Origin of the sequence: Shewanella sp. SM71 (assembly GCF_025653905.1) — a bacterium.
GTDB classification, from domain to species: domain Bacteria; phylum Pseudomonadota; class Gammaproteobacteria; order Enterobacterales; family Shewanellaceae; genus Shewanella; species Shewanella oncorhynchi.
Genome location: NZ_JAKKRW010000015.1, coordinates 42,004 through 60,991 on the forward strand (window position 1 = coordinate 42,004; position 18,988 = coordinate 60,991).

16 protein-coding genes are annotated in these 18,988 nt (G+C 44.8%); 6 read left to right on the forward strand and 10 right to left on the reverse strand.

Annotated features, from left to right (window positions below; all coding sequences use genetic code 11):
* Window positions 1–212 precede the first annotated feature (212 nt).
* Window positions 213–356 carry a hypothetical protein gene (locus tag L5L97_RS15095; protein WP_211085969.1) on the forward strand — a complete coding sequence of 48 codons (144 nt, stop codon included), beginning with the start codon at window positions 213–215 and terminating at the stop codon, window positions 354–356.
* A 196-nt stretch (window positions 357–552) separates the two neighbouring features.
* On the opposite strand, the gene L5L97_RS15100 is transcribed toward L5L97_RS15095, so the two are convergent.
* Together L5L97_RS15100 and L5L97_RS15105 are read right to left on the reverse strand one after the other, a co-directional pair.
* Window positions 553–1,215 (reverse strand): class I SAM-dependent methyltransferase, encoded by a 663-nt coding sequence (locus tag L5L97_RS15100; RefSeq protein ID WP_263182627.1) that lies wholly within the window; start codon window positions 1,213–1,215, stop codon window positions 553–555.
* Between the two features lie 105 nt (window positions 1,216–1,320).
* Window positions 1,321–1,692: a hypothetical protein gene (locus tag L5L97_RS15105; RefSeq protein ID WP_168827272.1), complete on the reverse strand. Its 372-nt coding sequence runs from the start codon at window positions 1,690–1,692 to the stop codon at window positions 1,321–1,323.
* Between the two features lie 292 nt (window positions 1,693–1,984).
* On the opposite strand from L5L97_RS15105, the gene L5L97_RS15110 reads away from it, so the two are divergent.
* The gene (locus L5L97_RS15110; protein ID WP_263182629.1) at window positions 1,985–4,105 is read left to right on the forward strand and encodes a putative bifunctional diguanylate cyclase/phosphodiesterase; all 2,121 of its coding nucleotides are present in this window, start codon (window positions 1,985–1,987) and stop codon (window positions 4,103–4,105) included.
* Window positions 4,106–4,663: 558 nt separating this feature from the next.
* On the opposite strand, the gene L5L97_RS15115 is transcribed toward L5L97_RS15110, so the two are convergent.
* Window positions 4,664–5,284 carry a tRNA-uridine aminocarboxypropyltransferase gene (locus tag L5L97_RS15115; protein ID WP_263182632.1) on the reverse strand — a complete coding sequence of 207 codons (621 nt, stop codon included), beginning with the start codon at window positions 5,282–5,284 and terminating at the stop codon, window positions 4,664–4,666.
* A gap of 141 nt (window positions 5,285–5,425) precedes the next feature.
* Complete coding sequence (locus L5L97_RS15120) at window positions 5,426–6,634, reverse strand: multidrug effflux MFS transporter (RefSeq protein ID WP_263182635.1); 1,209 nt, start codon at window positions 6,632–6,634, stop codon at window positions 5,426–5,428.
* A 113-nt stretch (window positions 6,635–6,747) separates the two neighbouring features.
* Here L5L97_RS15120 and L5L97_RS15125 point away from each other — a divergent pair, with 113 nt between their 5' ends.
* Window positions 6,748–7,719: a LysR family transcriptional regulator gene (locus L5L97_RS15125; RefSeq protein WP_113940290.1), complete on the forward strand. Its 972-nt coding sequence runs from the start codon at window positions 6,748–6,750 to the stop codon at window positions 7,717–7,719.
* An 82-nt stretch (window positions 7,720–7,801) separates the two neighbouring features.
* On the opposite strand, the gene L5L97_RS15130 is transcribed toward L5L97_RS15125, so the two are convergent.
* Window positions 7,802–9,670 (reverse strand): methyl-accepting chemotaxis protein, encoded by a 1,869-nt coding sequence (locus L5L97_RS15130; protein WP_263182637.1) that lies wholly within the window; start codon window positions 9,668–9,670, stop codon window positions 7,802–7,804.
* A gap of 482 nt (window positions 9,671–10,152) precedes the next feature.
* Window positions 10,153–12,024 carry a methyl-accepting chemotaxis protein gene (locus L5L97_RS15135; protein WP_105250585.1) on the reverse strand — a complete coding sequence of 624 codons (1,872 nt, stop codon included), beginning with the start codon at window positions 12,022–12,024 and terminating at the stop codon, window positions 10,153–10,155.
* 376 nt (window positions 12,025–12,400) lie between these two features.
* On the opposite strand from L5L97_RS15135, the gene L5L97_RS15140 reads away from it, so the two are divergent.
* Window positions 12,401–12,748, forward strand: a complete 348-nt coding sequence (locus tag L5L97_RS15140; protein WP_263182638.1) for a hypothetical protein — start codon at window positions 12,401–12,403, stop codon at window positions 12,746–12,748.
* Between the two features lie 22 nt (window positions 12,749–12,770).
* Here L5L97_RS15140 and L5L97_RS15145 read toward each other — a convergent pair whose 3' ends face one another.
* Window positions 12,771–14,249: a DUF4145 domain-containing protein gene (locus tag L5L97_RS15145; protein WP_263182640.1), complete on the reverse strand. Its 1,479-nt coding sequence runs from the start codon at window positions 14,247–14,249 to the stop codon at window positions 12,771–12,773.
* Window positions 14,250–14,282: 33 nt separating this feature from the next.
* Window positions 14,283–14,990 (reverse strand): hypothetical protein, encoded by a 708-nt coding sequence (locus L5L97_RS15150; RefSeq protein ID WP_263182642.1) that lies wholly within the window; start codon window positions 14,988–14,990, stop codon window positions 14,283–14,285.
* Between the two features lie 190 nt (window positions 14,991–15,180).
* Between L5L97_RS15150 and L5L97_RS15155 the strand changes: the two genes are divergently transcribed.
* Complete coding sequence (locus L5L97_RS15155) at window positions 15,181–15,711, forward strand: DUF2780 domain-containing protein (protein WP_263182643.1); 531 nt, start codon at window positions 15,181–15,183, stop codon at window positions 15,709–15,711.
* Between the two features lie 100 nt (window positions 15,712–15,811).
* A complete protein-coding gene (locus L5L97_RS15160; protein ID WP_263182644.1) occupies window positions 15,812–16,273 on the forward strand; it encodes a TerB family tellurite resistance protein in 462 nt (153 codons plus the stop codon).
* Window positions 16,274–16,451: 178 nt separating this feature from the next.
* Here the strand turns inward: L5L97_RS15160 and L5L97_RS15165 are convergent, their stop codons facing one another.
* Together L5L97_RS15165 and yjeH are read right to left on the reverse strand one after the other, a co-directional pair.
* Complete coding sequence (locus tag L5L97_RS15165; RefSeq protein WP_131525752.1) at window positions 16,452–17,276, reverse strand: HDOD domain-containing protein; 825 nt, start codon at window positions 17,274–17,276, stop codon at window positions 16,452–16,454.
* Between the two features lie 288 nt (window positions 17,277–17,564).
* Window positions 17,565–18,827 (reverse strand): L-methionine/branched-chain amino acid transporter, encoded by a 1,263-nt coding sequence (gene yjeH / locus L5L97_RS15170; protein ID WP_113940284.1) that lies wholly within the window; start codon window positions 18,825–18,827, stop codon window positions 17,565–17,567.
* Between the last annotated feature and the right edge of the window lie 161 nt (window positions 18,828–18,988).

Here is an 18,988-nt window from a genome sequence, read left to right on the forward strand (position 1 = left end):
CTTTATACCGCTAACATATACACTTGGCGAACTTATTTAATCGAATTAACCACATAAATTCTATTTTCATATTACTGCGACAGATTTTGTCGCAGCCTTCTATTACTAGAATGCTATTCCAGCCATACCTTATTAACTAGATATACAGCCTAATTTTCAGCGTCAAGTGACCCTTACTCAGTTTGAACTCTCGCTCGCCCCGTAAAATATCGGTGAATGAATTAATCGAGCGTCTTGAAAACCACACGCAGAATACGAGTAAACGTTCGGTGCAACATCCACTACTCGATGATATAGACCAAGCACTAGCGGCAATTGTGAGTGTCGTCGCGAGGAACACCATAGAACTCAGTTAATACAATCAGATAGGCGCGCTAAACAAACAACGCCCCCCACGATGCCCTAGTGATTATCGGGCTAACGACTAACCCTAATCTTGAGTCAGAGCTTGAGGTATTAGTAATAGCCACTGGCATTGCAACAAAAAACATAGAAAATCAGGTATCTATAGCGTCACAAATTGATGATAAGTACATTTAAGCGACAACAGCATTAACTCGACTGATGAATTCCTTTATGCCTCTCTTTATGCAAGAAGACTACGTCCTTATCGATAATTTCGAGTCGCCAGCCATAGTGATGCGCGAGCCACTCAAAAGTCGCTTCGGCGTAAAAATTGATGTGGGTGGGATCGTTTTTATAGTGCCAGCGGGCAAATGCGGTTTTATCCTGCACACGCTTGGTCATAACCGCCAAAATGCCGTTGGGTTTTAATAACCTATCGAGCTGAGTAAGCAAACCTGCGGCACCACTCACGTGTTCTATGACTTCGGTTAAGGTAATAAAGTCGTATTGGCGGGCTAACGTTTCGGGATTATTAGCGTAATAAAGGTCGTAATTATCTATCTGATAACCGCGCGCCTTTGCCATTAGACTCAATGCCTTACCTTCTCCGCAGCCAAAATCGAGCCCTTGGGCCGAAGTGCTAACACGGCTAAGTAGTGGCTCGAGTGTGCGATTTAAAAATGTTTGATAGCCGAGATCATCGGCATGGTTCTCGTGCTTATCGTACTCGGCTTTTTCTGCCTCGGCCGAAAGATAAAACTCAGAAGGCACGCTCACCAGTTGGCAGGTTTGGCATTGCAGGTAGTTACGCTTCCTATCTTGATGATAAGCGAGTAATTCAACGCCATGGCATAAGGGGCAGATATTCAACAACAATTCCTAGGGATAGTAAGGTGCATAGTAATGAGAATAGTCGTAATGCCCACAAATAATGCTAGCACTGACCAGCTGAAATCGACTATGTCGATGGCCTGATTAAGGTTTAGGGATTTTACGCTCTTTTGCGGCGGCTTCTTTTGCTTCCCGTAAATATTTTTGCTCGCGACTTTCTCTTTCGTCGAACTGTTTTTGTGCCTTAAGTTTTTGCTGCGCTTCCCAATCGTTGGTTTGGGATTGTTGCTTAATGTTATCTTCCCGCTCTGTCGTCTCTTTAGTGGCTTGACGGGCCTTTTCTAATTGAGCCTGTTCTAATCGCTGTGAGTCGATGCGTGCCTTATCGGCTTTTTGCTCTAGGGTCAATCTAGGCTTTGGCGCCTCGGCGGCATTCGCTAACGCGAGATGAAAACTAAAGATGAGGACTAGCGATATTAATATTTTAGAGATTAGCACTTTAAATAAATACGCCATTTCCAGTCTCCTTTATTCGATAATTGAATGAATCAATGATAAAAGCCAATTCACGCAAGATGTGCAAAACATAGCATAAAATCTGCCTAAGCTTGAAATATGCAGCAGGTGTTCTTAAAAAATATGCTTGAATACAAGTCTTAAACTACACTTTTTAAGTTTCTATTTGAGTGAAACAACAATTAGGTTTATTTTTAACCCCATTGGAATGATGTACTATTGGGCAACTTCGTGTTCAACGAAGACCTAAAAATGGGATGTGACTATTTTGCGTCACAAGGGAGTATCCTGAATGATCAGATGGCAACACTTACTTAAGAAACTCAGTACAGATGATCCTGTACTACAAGAAAAGCTGTCTCTCTGGCAAGCACATCCCCATAAAACCCCCTTAGCCTTAATTCAAGGCTTTAGCTTTATTAGTGCCAACCAAGCCACCCTCAGTTATTTTGAGACTGAATACGATGCTTTTGTGAATGCGACTCCCTATGATTTTTCTCCGAGGATCCAATCTTCAGGCCGCAATAGTGTTGAATTTGCGCGGGAAATGATCCTTGAAGCCATTGCTGGCAATAATGTTGAATTCAACTGGCTGCACATGAGCCAACAAGGCAATGAACTGCCGACTCGAATTAATCTCTATCGCTGTTATCTGCAACAACAGCCCGTGGTACTCGTTGAATTACAAGCTCTTAATCGCCGCAATCAAATGCGCGAAACGATTTCTGATGGTTTTGCTCATATTCCCAAAGAAATTTTGTCGACCACGCTCGAAGAAAGTGCCGAAGCTGTGTATATCACTGACACTGATAATCAAATTTTGGCTGTCAATAAAGCAATGTGCCGTATTTGCGGCTATAGCGCTGAGCAGCTCATCAGTAAAACCCCTGAATTTTTAGAGGTAATAACCCATAATATGGGGGAAGAAACCGAATGCCAAATCGCCTTGAAACAAAGAGGATTTTGGCAGGGCGAAACGTGGAAAAGACGTTCAGATGGCAGTAACTTCCCTGCTTGGCAGAGCAGTCGTAAAATCGTCACGGAAGATGATGCTCATTATAATGTGAATATTTTCAGTGATATTAGTACTAAAAAACTATTAGAAACCCAGCTAACAACTCGAGCTATGTACGATACCTTGACTGGATTACCTAACAGGTTCCATCTCAAGCAGATCCTCAATAGTGCCCTCGAAAAACTTAAAACAGATCCCCTCGCACTGGGCGCGTTGATGTTTTTAGATCTCAATGGTTTCAAGAATATCAATGACAGCTTCGGTCACTCCATGGGCGATAGAGTATTACAACTGGTCGCAGCCAGACTCGAAGCAGGTTGTATCGAAAAGGCCGATATAGCCCGTATGGGAGGAGATGAATTTACCTTAGTGCTGCAAGACTGTAGCTGTAAAGATGAAATTCAGCTGTTTGCAGAGCAAATTCTTAGCCTATTTGAGAGCCCCTTTGAAATTGAAGGCCAAAAGTTCTTCCTCGGCACCAGCATAGGCATTGCGCTATTTCCTACCCACAGTAACCAAGCGGGACAGCTGATTAGTCTTGCCGATACTGCCATGTATTGCGCTAAAAAGAGCTTACCGCATCTCGTGTTTTACGATAAGGAAATGAGCCTAGCAGCCGAGTTAAAATTACAGTTAATCAATAACCTAAGGCATGCACATAGCCTAAAACAATTCACTCTCGCTTATCAAGCCATAGTCGATTTACACACAAATCAAACTATTGCTGCCGAAGCCCTGCTCCGCTGGCAGAAGTCACCGACAGAATATTATGAAGCTGCCGACTTTGTGCCATTGCTTGAGGAAACAGGATTAATTGTCAGCATTGGCCAATGGGTATTAGAACAGGCCTGTGTACAAGCGGCCCTCTGGCGAGCACATTATCAACCCGACTTTAGAATTTCAGTCAATGTGTCACCACTGCAATTAGAACACTTAGATTTTATCGACCAAGTGATAAATGCCTTAGAAATGTCGAAGTTACCCGCCGAAGCACTGATTTTAGAAATTACCGAATCGGCATTGTTACGACAACCGGAGCAAGCACGACTCACACTCAATCGTATCAAAGCGTTAGGTGTCAGCATTGCCATCGATGATTTTGGGACTGGGTTATCGTCACTCAGTCGCTTAGGGACTTTGCCAATAGACAGCGTCAAAATTGATGCCGAGTTTGCCTTGCGCTTAAACGAAGTCTCAGGACAAAAGCTCTGCAATGCTATAGTGCAACTAGCACAAGCACTCGACATTCACTTCGTCGCAGAAGGTATTGAAACTCAACAACAAAAAGACATAATGACAGATATGGGCCAAGGTTTCGCCCAAGGATTTCTATTTGGCTACCCGAGTTCAGTCGAAAACTTCACCCAAGCCTTTCTTGCGGAAAAACGCTTAGCCTAGAACAGATTTAGGACTGCCGATGTTCGCATCGGCTCGATAATCCGACTTGTGTACCAAATTAACGCTCTCAACGTTTACAAAGGAAAACGAAAGATTCCGCTAAGGTTTTATCGAAATATTTTGATGGGTCGCGAACGAAGGGGAAAGATTTTCTTGCAGAAAACATATGATTTAAGCTCGATAGCCCTGCCAGCACGCCATTTACTAATAGTTATGAATGGAATCTACTCCCCTGCAAAACCAATGATGGCCTGGCAAAGCACTCTCATTATTATCAACAAAAACACCATATTTAAAGCTCGATAGCCCTGCCAGCACGCCATTTACTAATAGTAATGAATGGAATCACTCCCCTGCAAAGCAATTGGCTGGCAAAGCTATCTCATCATTTGCTGCGCAAATGAATCCCAGTTATTAAACCGTATTTCACATTACGTTAGCGTGATCTGAATAAGATTTTGACTATTTTAATTCGTACGGAGTCTCAAAAACTCAATAACTTAAAAGCACTAATTCATACCTAAAACATCTAAGACTCAATAGCCTTAACCCCATCAACTATACCTTACCACTGGATTCATTTGAGTTCTGATAACGAGCCTGCACTGTACTCGGCATCGCCTTAATCCGCAGTTCCACCATAGCATCAAATGCCATCATTAACGGCTGAACATCAAGGGTAGGATCAAGGGCGCTTAACATATAAGCGCAAGCTTCTAAGGTCGATAAACTATCGCTACGACTCGATTTACGGATCCGATAGCGCGATTCATAACCTTCAGCCAAATGCACCGCAGGATACTGGGTTAACCAAGGATTCAGCTGCAGCATTTTGAATGCCTTACGCCAAGTGCCATCGAGCAACAGCAATATACAATCAGGATTAATATGTTGCTGTTCAACACTTACACTTAACGCAGAGGGATAGACGAGATAAATAGGCTTATTACACGCCGCTAAATATTCCCGTAAACCTTTGAAGTCAGACTCGCTTTCACCCACATAAACTTGCGTTTTAGGTACAGCAAGACTCAATACCCGCACACTATTCTTCTTATGTTCGACTTCACTCGGGTGCTGTAAAACCACCAACTGAGTCATTGGAGAGATAGGCTGAACACTCGCACATAAGCAAGCATTCTGCGGATAACGACAGATAACACAATAGTGACGTGACAAGCTTTACCCTCGGTTTAGTGAGTTATTTTACGAGTATACCAAAGGATAAAAGGGTATTAGACACAATAAAAAATACCCACAGTTCGCGGTCAAACAAACTGTGGGTAAAGGGTGTACTCTGTAATTAATCAGTGCCGCGAACTAATGCTCGCCAACTAACTGCTCTTGGTGCCAGTGGTCGAATCGACTCAGCGCCATCATCAACAACAAACCAATAGAAAACACGCCCATGACGAGTGCCACAGCGTAAGGTGCAGTTAAATTCGTTTGCTGTATAAGTCCAGCTAAAACGGATGCACCACTCATCTGAATAAAACCTAGCATAGCCGCGGCAGTCCCCGCTCGCTCACCGAAAGCTGACAGCGCCATACTAGTCGCAGGACCAAGTAAGAAGGCAAATCCCACACATAACAACATCATAGGTAACATGAAGTTAAAAGCTGCTGCCATCCCTTTATTTGGACCAAACTGTTGGCCCGCCACTGTCGCCACTGAAGACAGAACGAGTAAGGACAGAGCCAAAATAACCGTTGGACGATTACCCAGTTTGCGAATGACGATCGGTGCCGCAAAACAGGCCACGATATTGAACACAGCATTGAGTCCGAATAAGCCACTAAACGCCAACTCTGAAACCCCTAAATGCCCAATCAACCACACTGGCGCATAAGACACATAACTCAAAATAGCCGCCATAGCCGACATACAAGCAAAGGCATAAAACAAAAAGTGGGTGTTACCGAGTACAGGTTTGAATCTGCCCCAACGGTAAAGTGGGCCAGTAGTAACAGTGTTGGCTGGACGAGTCTCAGGTAAGCGATAACCAACAACGAGCATCATCAACATGGCATATAACGTCATGAAAACGAAGGTTGAACGCCAGCCGAATTGCATCGCTAACAAGCCACCTAAGGTTGGTGCTAAAGCTGGGATCACGCAAATCGCACCATTTAAGTAACTGTAAATTTTAGCGCCTTCTTTTTGCGAGTAGCAGTCGCGCACCGCACTAAACACCACGATAGAAGTTGAACAGGCGGCTAAACCTTGCAGCACACGAGCAATCTGTAACCAATGAAATTCGATGGCCGCGGCAGCGAGAAGGCTACTTGCGCCGTAGAGTAAGACCCCGAAAATGGCCACAGGACGGCGGCCATAACGATCGGCTAATGGCCCAATCAACACTTGGCCTAAACCCATAGCGAATAAAAACAATACGAGTGTGGATTGCACATCACTGGCAGATACGGCGAATTCTGTCGCCATAGTTGGCATTGAAGGTAAATAAATATCGATGGCTAATGGGCTGAGCAGCACCATAGACATCAGGATAGGTAACAGATTGCGCCGCATAAATAATCTCAGTTGATCAGGGAAAGGTATTTCAGTGGGCGCTATTTTAATTAACTCAAGGTATGAACAGAAATGGTATAATTTCCAAAGTAAATTTCCTCTGAGGAATATCTGTGAATATCGACAACTTAGCCAGAATCGATTTGAACTTGCTGGTCATACTCAAAGTACTGCTAGAGGAGCAGAGTGTCACTCGCGCCGCCAGCCGATTACATATAAGCCAGTCAGCACTCAGTAAGAGCTTAAATCGACTCAGAGAAACCTTAGATGATCCCCTATTTCAGCGCACGGCGCATGGCTTAAAACCCACCGCGCATGCCCTCATTCTTGGGCAAAAACTGCCGAATATATTGCAAGACTTGTATCAACTCACTCAGCCTCCGACCTTTAATCCTGCCAGTAGCAATCGACAATTTTCTTTTGCCATGGTGGAAAGCGCCTATGAAACCTTAATCCCATATTTTATCGGCCCTATGCTGACCACGGCACCCAACGTCAAACTCGACTCCTATGTCTGGACCGAAAAATCGATGCAGGATTTGCAGCAAGGGCAAATCGACTTTGGCATTTCAGGGCGAGATTTGCATCCACTGTCGGATTTTCAAGTGGATCGCCTGCCCGAAGGGATTGCCTATCAAACATTATTTACCGATCAACAAGTCTGCTTAGTGCGAGAGGATCACCCGCTGATGGCGGCGCTCACCTCAGAACAATGGAATTTACCCCTTTACCTCGATATGGCCCATGTGCAGGTTCGTTGTGAAGGTAGTGATTGGTGGGCACTGGATTACTTTCTTGCCGATCTTGGGCATAGACGCCGGATCAGCACGACTGTACCCGACTTTTATGGTGCCGCCAGCGTTTGCGCCCACAGCAATTTAATCTTCACTCTGCCGTCGAGCTTTGCCCGTCACGCCTGCCAACTTTATCCGCTCAAACAACTGCCACTGCCTTTCGAATTTATGCCAATGGCCTATGTGCTGTTATGGCATCAAAGAAATGATGAAGATCAAGGGCATAAATGGATTAGAGAAACCATTTGTCAAAGTGTGGCTAAGTTATTCAATCCCACAGAAATGCTTTAACACGACAAAACGGCCAGTAAAAAGCCCGACAAAGCGAAGGCTTTATCGGGCTAATATCGAGGCACGCTATTAAGAATAGCGATTACAAAATAAATGTCGCGACTTGCGCATTCAGGTCATTAGCGCGAGCTTTTAACCCCCTCGCCTGTGCCAAATCTGCCATGGCCGATGCGGTAATCTCATCGGTCACATCTTTAATCGCAACCGTATTCTGGGTTATTTCACCCGTCACTTGAGTCTGTTCTTCCGCTGCGGTAGCAATTTGGCCTGCCATATCTGAAATCACGTTGACCGCTTGCGTAATCTCTTCAAGAGCTTTCGCCGCCGCATTGGCATCTTCTACGCTATGACCCGCTAATGCTTGGCTGCTTTCCATCAAGCTGACTGCTCTGGCAGTAGTCCGTTGTAGCGTTTCAATCGTGGTATGTACTTCCTGAGTCGAATCCTGTGTACGACGTGACAGTACTCGAACTTCATCGGCAACGACCGCAAAACCACGGCCTTGCTCGCCAGCACGCGCCGCTTCAATGGCTGCGTTAAGCGCCAACAGGTTAGTTTGCTCGGCAATTCCTTGAATTGTCGCCAGGATGCTCGAAATGGATTTAGCATGACGGCTCAAGTCTTCAATGACATCCGTTGCTTGAGTCACTTCATCGGCGAGGGAATTAATCGAGTTACGAGTTTTATTCACTAACTCTTTGCCCTGTAAACTGCTCGCTGCAGACTGTTGAGCCGCTGTTGCCGTGTTCTCAGCATTGGCTGCAATCTCATTAGTCGCACTCGCCATTTCAGTTACCGCAGTCGCGACCATAGCGACTTCTTGCTGCTGACGTTGTAACTCCGCAACTGAAGTTTGCGTGGTGGCAAGACTACGTTCAGCATCGGCATCTAACTCATTCGCTAATTGGCGAATATGGCTGATCAGCTGATGTTGACTGCCCACAAAGCGGTTAAAGCTGTCGGCAAGCACGCCCACTTCATCTTGAGTGTCGACTGAAATACGCTGAGTTAAATCACCATTGCCATCGGCAATACGCGCCAGTGCCTGCGATACTCGGCTCAATGGACCCAGCAGGACACTTACTAGCCAAGAAATGGCTAATACACTTAAGATCAACACGAGTGCAGAAAGCCCAAACTGAGTGAGTAACAAGCTCGACAGTGGCGACTCTAGCGTTTCCTTATCAAGCACTAACACTAATTCCCAATCTGTATTAGGGATATCAACGCTCCAGACTAATTTTTCACGTCCTTCATTTTCAAAATACATAGGCAACAGAGTGCCCGCTGCACGGCTTTGTTCTGGTAAGTTGCGATTAAGCTCGTTATCGATTTCAGCTATAGGTTTCATCGTCTTAGCTTGATCTTTATAAGCGATCACTGTGCCGTCTTTGTGCATCATGATGGCATAACCGTTTGCCGGTAACTTCATGCGGTTGACCTCTTCGATAAGATTACTAATCGATAGATCTCCAGCAATAACTCCGCCTGCAACAGGCTCGGCCAAAGTAACAACTAAAATACGGAGAGGAATGTCGAGATATGGCTGGGTTATTATATTTCCTCCAGCTTGCATTGCCTCTTGATACCATGACCTTGTACGAGGATCATAATTTGAATAGTCAGTTGCTGGCTCTGAGTCTCTCATATTACCGTTTGACTCACCAAAATATGTCGATTCAAACCCTCCCGATTGCTTAGCCTGTTTCATTGCTTGCACAATGTCATGACTCAACTGCCCACCGATTCCTTTAACAATTTGCTGACGGCTTACGAGCCACTCACTGATAAGTAGCGCTTGCTGCTCACCAAGTCGTTGAGCCTGCTCTAAATTCACATCTAGTAAGACTTTCTTCTGACTTGAATAACTCTGCCAAGATAATAATATGACAGATGAAAGAGCAAGAATAACGGAAAAAAGAATTTTCTGCCTTAATGAAAATGATTTCATAATATATTTTTCACAAATAAAGACCTGATAACCATACCGACTAAATATAACAACAGCTATTTTTAGCAGCAGTGAGCTTACTTAGAAACGTAAAAATGAATTATTTCACGTTGACCATGAAAGATAAATAAATTAAAAATAAAATTTAATCTTAACAAACAAACTAAATTAGCCAAATTTAAATAAGCACAAAACATTAAACAGGCTTAGCAATGCATATTAATGCAAACAACTAAGAATTAAATGCAACTAAAAACTTCAAGTTAAAACAGTTATTAAGTGATTTTAAGATATTATAAAAAATAAACAGAATGGTACCTTTAAATAAAGGTATAATTAACTCATTATTGTATCATCACAAACAATCTTAAAAAGTAATACCTTCGCGCCGTCTAAGGCGCGGAGGAAAACTATTAGTTATTGTAAACCTACGATTGAAATTTACTTAAATATCTATTATTCAAAAAATCGAGTTAAGGCAACTAAAGAATAAATGTCGCGACTTGCGCATTCAGGTCATTAGCGCGAGCTTTTAACCCTCTCGCCTGTGCCAAATCTGCCATGGCCGACGCGGTAATCTCATCGGTCACATCTTTAATCGCAACCGTATTCTGGGTTATTTCACCCGTCACTTGAGTCTGTTCTTCCGCTGCGGTAGCAATTTGGCCTGCCATATCTGAAATCACGTTGACCGCTTGTGTGATCTCTTCAAGGGCTTTCGCCGCCGCATTGGCATCTTCTACGCTATGACCCGCTAATGCTTGGCTGCTTTCCATCAAGCTGACTGCTCGAGCGGTAGTGCGTTGTAGCGTTTCAATCGTGGTATGTACTTCCTGAGTCGAATCCTGTGTACGACGTGAAAGCACTCGAACTTCATCGGCAACGACCGCAAAACCACGGCCTTGCTCGCCAGCACGAGCCGCTTCAATGGCTGCGTTAAGCGCCAACAGGTTAGTTTGCTCAGCAATCCCTTGAATTGTCGCCAGAATACTCGAGATAGACTTAGCGTGACGACTTAAATCGCCAATGACATCCGTTGCTTGAGTCACTTCATCTGCGAGTGAATTAATCGAGTTACGAGTTTTATTCACTAACTCTTTGCCCTGTAAACTGCTCGCTGCAGACTGTTGAGCCGCTGTTGCCGTGTTCTCAGCATTGGCTGCGATCTCATTAGTCGCACTCGCCATTTCAGTTACCGCAGTCGCGACCATAGCGACTTCTTGCTGTTGACGTTGTAACTCGGCAACAGAAGTTTGCGTGGTGGCAAGACTACGTTCAGCATCGGCATCTAACTCATTCGCTAATTGGCGAATATGGCTGATCAGCTGATGTTGACTGCCCACAAAGCGGTTAAAGCTGTCGGCAAGCACGCCCACTTCATCTTGAGTGTCGACTGAAATACGTTGAGTTAAATCACCATTACCATCGGCAATACGCGCAAGGGCTTGCGATACTCGACTCAGAGGACCCAGTAACATGCCAACTAACCAAGAAATGGCTAACACACTCAGCAACAGTACGAGTGCAGAGAGACCCAGTTGAGTGAGTAATAGGCTCGAGAGTGGCGCTTCTAGCGTTTCCTTATCAAGCACTAACACTAATTCCCAATCTGTATTAGGGATATCAACGCTCCAGACTAATTTGTCACGTCCTTCATTTTCAAAATACATAGGCAACAGAGTGCCCGCTGCACGGCTCTGTTCCGGTAAGTTGCGATTAAGCTCGTTGTCGATTTCACCTATAGGTTTCATCGTCTTAGCTTGGTCTTTATAAGCGATCACTGTGCCGTCTTTGTGCATCATGATGGCATAACCGTTTGCCGGTAACTTCATCCGATTAACACCGTCAACTAGGCTTGCGATAGATAAGTCACCACCCACAACACCTTGTGCGGTAGGCTGTGCCATAGTCACAACCAGAATGTTATAGGCAACATCCACGTAAGGTTTTGTCAAAATAAGACCGCGCTCACTGATGGCTTGTTGATACCAAGGGCGGCTGCGAGGATCATAGCCCGTACGATCAATACTCGGATCAGAATCCAACATTTGCCCTGCTTGAGAGCCAAAATAGGTCAGCTGAAAACGGCCCGATGCCTGTGCTTGTTGAAGTGTATTGAGGCTGTCACCTTCAACTTTATTTGCCAGGGCTCCCATAATATCTTGGCGGCCAGCCAACCATTCTTGTATCCGCTCAGCCTGCTGTTCACCTAAGCGCTGCACTTGTTCTAGGCTGTTTTGTAACAGTTGGGATTTTTGGCTGGAATAACTTTGCCATGACAACAAACCAATCACGAGTGAAAGGGCTGCCACGACAGAGAACAGAATTTTTTGCTTGAGCGAATATGAGTTCATGTTGGCGTCTAATTAATTAACAAAGCAGTGAAACAAGAGGGTGTTTGAGCGGGTCGAACGAACATTTACAACCAATATAATAAGGCGGCTAACTGAGTTAAAACTGCAGTTAAATTTGAGCTGAATTTTCTCATATTATGTACAGTTAGCAAAGAAATTGCTCAGATTTACATCAAAAAGATTTTAGCAAACACATATAATTAACCAACCGTTATTCGAGCAACAACATATAGATAGACATGCGATCACATATCAAAGTAATGCGCAACACCAAAATGGCCTCCCGAGTAAAATAAAGTAAATTAATCAAGATTAACGTGACCTATACGCACTCGCTATTGCACACTAAATGTCCACTGCCTATCGAGGAGTTCTTATGATTTTTCAACAGTTCCAACAGAGCCCACTGCAGACCCGAATTTCTGGCCCACGGGCTTGGTTAGCGATGGCAATTAGCATTAGCCTAATTTGTTTATCACTATTTTTATTGCCCTTCGTGCTCTTATTTGGCGCGATTGCGCTCGGTTGTTTAGTCCTATTTAGCCGCTTTTATATGGCACATCAGTTGGCTAAGTTTAATCAGGCTCAGGCAAGCACAACGCAACATGCCCACGCGACAGAGGAGCCGCAGAGTCAGGTTTATGGATCTGACACTATTGTTAGGGAATCTAATGCGGCACGCCATCAAGGGCGCACTTTTGAGCATAAAGAGGATGAACACTAGTTCAATCGAAGCAAAACTGCACTTAAGCGAGTAAGGTCTGCGCGCGTTTAAGGCTATGAATTTCGGCGGGATCTTGGGTTACCTCAAGCACATTTTCAATCTGTAATACCAGTGAACGCCACAGAGGCTCGATAATATCCGCCTCTTTTTTATTGGCATTTTGCCGTGCCAGCTTAAGCAAAGCAGCAGATCCAACGACATCAATTCGTCCTAAGATACCGTCGGCCAGTGCCATACTCAGCTCAATCATCGCAGGCACACTGTGGCTATATTTTATCACTTGGCGCAAATAATCCTCAGCTTGAGTCAAATCACTGCCAAAGGCATTGTCATCATTGAGCATATGTTGCGCCCGCGTGAGCATAGCATCGAGTTGTCCTTGCTCGGCAGCTTCGGCCATCCAATGCTCACTGGCAATCATATCTCGAGTACAACCATCTCCATTGGCAAGCATTAATGCTAAATGATACTGAGCATGGGGATAACCTGCTTGCGCGGCTTTGCTTATAAAATGATAAGCTTGAGTTAAGTTCTTTTGCTGGTAATGCAATACACCTAGATTCGCCATCGCTTCGGTTTGCTCGCCATCTGCCGCACCTTGTAAATATTGCTGTGCTAACTTGCTGTCGGGTTGAAACGACTCACTGCCTACAAGATAAAAATATCCCAATAACGCCATCGCATTGACCACACCTGCTGCTGCTGCAGTGGCAATGATCTGTTCACCTTTAGCCACTTCTGGCGCGCCTTGATAACCGTGGATCAGTGCTACGCCATGCTCATGTAAGGCTTCCATGTGCTTAGGTGCCGCAAGGGAAAACCAATAGGCCGCTCGGGCAAAACTGTCAGCTGCGCTAATGTGAGAAATGGTATTTAGAGGTGAAACTGTGGATAAATCTTGGCTTGATATAGCTTCGGCTTCTGCCGCAAGTTCTTGCTCTTTGAGCAGTTCTTGTTCTTTCAGTATCAAAGCCTTGATCTTAAGCGATATCCCCACCAAATACTGCGCTTGCGGGTCATCTTCCATCACAGCGCGGTAACATAAGTCCCTCACCGTCATTGCGTCAGTCGCTTCATAACAGTAGTCAGGGGCAACTCGACCTTTAACCTTAGGATACAAGTGCTCAACTAAAGTCAGGACATCTTTAATGGATTTTTGCGCTAGCGCGAGTAATTGTTCTTGGGTGAGATGGTATTTCTCAGGATGAGCACCGCGGTTACCGTCGGCACGCAATCGATGCAGGGCACGAGTGGTCTTCACATCAATCACGCGCCGCTGATTTAGCTGTTCGATCCTATCGTATAAATTCGGACTGGAAAACGCGATTTGCTTATCTTGCCCCAGTAACTCTGTAAGTTTATGGGTAAAACTGCGAATGTGCAGCAGCGACTGTGTCGGCACATCCTGCACATAGCTTTTCGCCTTGAGGTAATCATCACTCAAGGAGACCGAAAAATCGTGGATAAACTCACTATCCTTAATGACTGTTTTCGTCCCCATGAGTGATTCCCTACAGGCTGAATTGATGTTGCACTATTCGACGCTTGGTTTTTTCGACACCATATATAAGCGGAACAAAGCGACGTTAACGAATAATCCAATAAAAGACATAAAAGTATCCGCTAACATTTGCACAGGTAATCCACCCATGGACGCTAACCCAGAAAGCTGGCTACCTATGACAGAGAGTGGTAAATACAACATCAATAATGCAATGGTTTTTAGTACGATAGGACCACTAAAACTAAAACTACCCTTAATCGCTTCTAGCGGTGTTAAGCGCTCAACCACAACCATAAAGTTCACATAGGCTAAACGCGCAAAGAGATAGAAGCTAATTACCAATCCTACCAGCCACACAGGACCGAAGGCGGCAAACAGCATCACTGGTGCTAAAATCGCTAGACCAGAAAACACCCCAGCCAATAATAATGGTGGAACAAAAGGTAAACTCGCCTTCAACACCACTCCCGCTGAAGGACTATGCCCTTGTGAGCGCAGTTCTAAAAACAGAGTCAAAGCGGCAATTAATACCGAAAAAGTAAGTAGTAACAGCATCATGGCGATTATATGCGGAGCGCCAAACTGTGGGTTTTCTAGATCAACTTTACTCATCTCTATACCAAGCCATAACTGGATCCCCACTTGGATCAAGAGTAATGGGATCGTCAGCATAGCGAGTTGCGCCAGATGATTACGGAAGAAGTTATAGGCTTCTGACAAAATTGCGGATAGTGACATGCGACTTTCCAAATAATTGAAATGAATTAACACTTAGAATTGCCGCTAAGGATACCGAAAATCCCTTGGCAATGCACAGTAGAAATCACCAGTGTGAACCGTAAATCACAGAAAACTACTGCAACAAAAGTGACAAACCCGCTAAACTGTCCAGCGAACTCGTGCGCAAACCCTCAAAGGACGCTTCCATATGAAACACACTCTAACCTTCTCTATCCTCCTCAGCACTTGTATTTTAGCGGCGCCCGCCAGTGCAGGCTGGTTAGATAACTTGGCAGGAACTCAAGCCAAAACTGAAAAAGCGACCACTACAGTAGCGGCAACTCAGTCGAATGATTTAGTTGGCAGCGTCATGTCACAATTGGGTTTAAACCAAACTCAAGCCGAAGGTGGCTTAGGCAGTTTATTAGGCTTAGCGCAATCAAGCCTAGGAACAACCGACTACTCAAAACTGGCTGCCAGCATTCCTAATGCCGATAGTTTGCTAGCCGCCGCGCCTAAATTGGACTCAAAATCGGGTGTTTCTGGCTTATTATCCAAAGCGGGTGATTTAGGTTCATCACTGCAAGGCAGTGCTATGGTATTAGACTCCTTTGAAAAATTGGGTATTTCTAAAGATCTAGCAATGCCAATGATCAACATAGCTAAGTCTTACTTAGATACCAATGGCACTGAAGGCACCTCAGACTTACTGGTGAAAGGTCTGAACTCGCTACTGTAATTCAGTCTTACCTCACCCTAAGCAATACAAGGTTTAGGGTGAACTTTCACTTCCCAATCGACTCTACTTTATATTCCCTCCAGCATGAGAACCGCCAAATATGATTGCGAAATTAAGACGATTTTTTGAAGCTCATACTCAAGCAGTCTCCACTGAAGACAAGGCACATCAACTTAAACTGGCCGCAGCGAGTATGTTACTTGAAGTCGTATTTGCCGATGAGACCTTAACGGCAGAGGAAGAAGCCTTATTACCTAAGCTGCTAACCGATACCTTATCAATGTCAGAAATAGACGCTAAGATACTGATTGATGAAGCTAAAAGCGTACAAGGCAGCGCGACCTCACTCTTTGAATTCACCTCAGCCATTAACGCTGAATTTAGCCTAGCGCAAAAGCAGCAATTGTTGCTCGCAATGTGGCAACTGGCCTACGCCGATGGCCAGCTATCCCAATATGAAGACCAGATCATTCGACGTACCGCCGATTTGTTGCACCTCAAACACAGCGAGTTGATCCAAATGCGTAATCTTGCCATAGCTGCAACCCAACAAACTGGCTAGCCACATCCGCTATTCAGTCAAAGTGTAAATCAACAAAAGCCCATAAAAAAAGCGTGAATGCGAAACACCTGTTCCCCATTCACGCGATGGTCTTCTTAAGACTAAATTGATATCGCTCTTTGGCTAAAAATATTTTTACTGCAGCCCTACTCACCAAAACACTAAGCGAAACAAAATTCTAAGCTAACGCTTTACCGATCTCATATCCCGAACCGTGTAATTCAGTCAACTTAGTCCTTAGCCCGCCCATCTCCATCTTCAATCCTTTCTTAGTCGCTAATTGAGATAACCAACTGGTTTTCTCCTCATCCTCAATCGTATCCCACTCATCTAGAACTTTGTAAGATAAGCATAATAACGCAGCAAGTTTTGAAAATGGGTTTGAATCCTTAGGGTGGTCTTGATACAAAATGCCTTGCACTAACGCTGGTGTAAACTTCCAATTCTTCGCTAGCAATGCGCCAATATCCGGGGAATCATATCCGAGTAACTCGCGCTCAAACTGATGCTTATCTTTACCCTGCGCCACAGCTTCGGCAATTTTCGCCGCATCTTCAGGCGATACTGCCGCAATCAATAGATCGCCAATACGATGTAAGATACCGCAAGTAAAAGCCTCTTCTGGGACTGCGCCACAACGCTTTGCCATTTCTTGACTATAAAGCGCAATCTCAAAGGTTTGTCCCCAAAACTGGGCTAAATCTATTCCTTCACACTTAGGGACTGCACCAATCACCGCCGATGCGAGCACTAAGGTTCGTAGGGTTTGCATCCCAAGACGCACAACAGCTTCATCGATAGTGCCAACCTCTCGACTGCGTCCATAGTGGGCACAATTAGCAAGGCGTAACACCCTAGCGCTGATTAAGGGATCGTGTGAAACTTTAGTGGCAATGCTTTTTACTGTCGCATTGTCATCATTGACCGCATCTAACAATTCACTGATCGCCTTAGGTAACCTAGGTAACTCATCGACACGATTGAGCAACGCGGCTGAATCCATATTTATTCTCCTTCCGTATGAATGATCAAAATATAGAACACAAGTTATCGCCTCGCTCACCGAGATACATTAAATATCAGTAATGTGCAGTCCTTCGGCAACAAAGCTTGGCGGCCATCAGACTTAAGGTTTACCTCTGTATTTCATTCAATTTAGTCGCACTCAATCATATCCAGTTTCGAAATCCACTAAGCCACACAAAAAAGCCCCAAACTCTTATGACAATAAAGAGTTCGGGGCTTTCTTAATTAACCCATCATGTTGATTGAGCCCCAGAGGGGTCGAATATTACTCAGGTAACGCCAAACTTTGTTTGCGACTAATATGGGTCTTTTGCCACCACAAAAATGGCGCGACCACTAAGATCAACACAAGCACATAGGACATACTTGCACCTAGGGCAAAACCTAATACTAAGCAAAACGCACAACCCAGCGCCACCAGCGGCCAATTGTGCCGTGGTAATAACTTAGCGGCAGCGAGCATAGCCATCAAATAGATCACCACAAATACGCCGTTGCTCCATGCAATAAGGTGCTCTAACTCTTGCCCGGTAAGGTAAGTCAGTACGATCACGCTTGCCATCACAGATAACAGCGCAGCAAGTGCTCGAATGGGCACTCCGTGGGCATTCTTAACGGCAAAGAAGCGCGGTAAAATGCCTTCACAACTAAAGCTCCACACTAAACGTGCCGCACTGGCCGCATACACGTTAACGGTTGCCAATCCACTTGCAATACCTAACACACCAATCACTTGTGCGCCGTAACCACCGAGCAGTTGGTCAAACACGCCGATCATGGCGACACTTTTATCTGTCGGCACTAATAGCAGTAAAAGTGTACAAGCCACATAAATCACGCCCACCAGCACTGTGCCCATCATCATAGCGGGGATCATATCTTGCTGCGGACGACGAAAATCATCGGCAAGATGGGTCATAGCTTCTATACCCAAGAAACTCCAAAAAGCGATGCCAGCGGCAATCATCACGGTCGGCATTTCAGGCATACCATGGCTAGCAAGTGTCGTGAGATGACCTTGCTGAAAACTACTCGCACCAAACAAGACCACAACAACGGCGACAATGCAAAGTGTCAGGCCAAATTGCAGCTTAGCCGACACTTGGATGCCTCTTAAATTAATCAGAAACAAGCCAAAAATCACGAGTATTTCAACACCAACCTTGGACCAACCCGATATCGGTATTAAGGCATTCACAAACTGGAAGGTCATCAAAATCGCGGCCGGCGCCCCCATGGGCACAACCAGTAAAAAGATCAGTCCAATTGTTCGACCAGCAGTGCGACCAAAGGCTTTTTCGACAAAGTAAGCGGGGCCTGCGGCATGGGGAAATACACTCGCTAAACGACCAAAGACCAGTGCCACTGGAATAATGGCCAAGGTTAACAAGATCCATGCGACTAAGGCGCCAGAATGCGCTTTTTCAATAGTCATCTGAGGCAAAATAAATACCCCTGTACCGAGCAAAGTGGTCGCCATTAAACCCGCACCTTGCCAACGACCTATAGTTCCGCTATTTGAATTCATCTGTTAATATTCTGTGGTTTTTGAGCTGTCAGTATAATGAGATTTCGCCCTACAATCTGCCGTTAATTTCAGTGTTCTCCACGTCCAATACCGGCAAAATCGCGGCAAATAACGTTATTTCCATCAAAATGACGGCCAGCTTAAATTTTGGTAAAATTTTA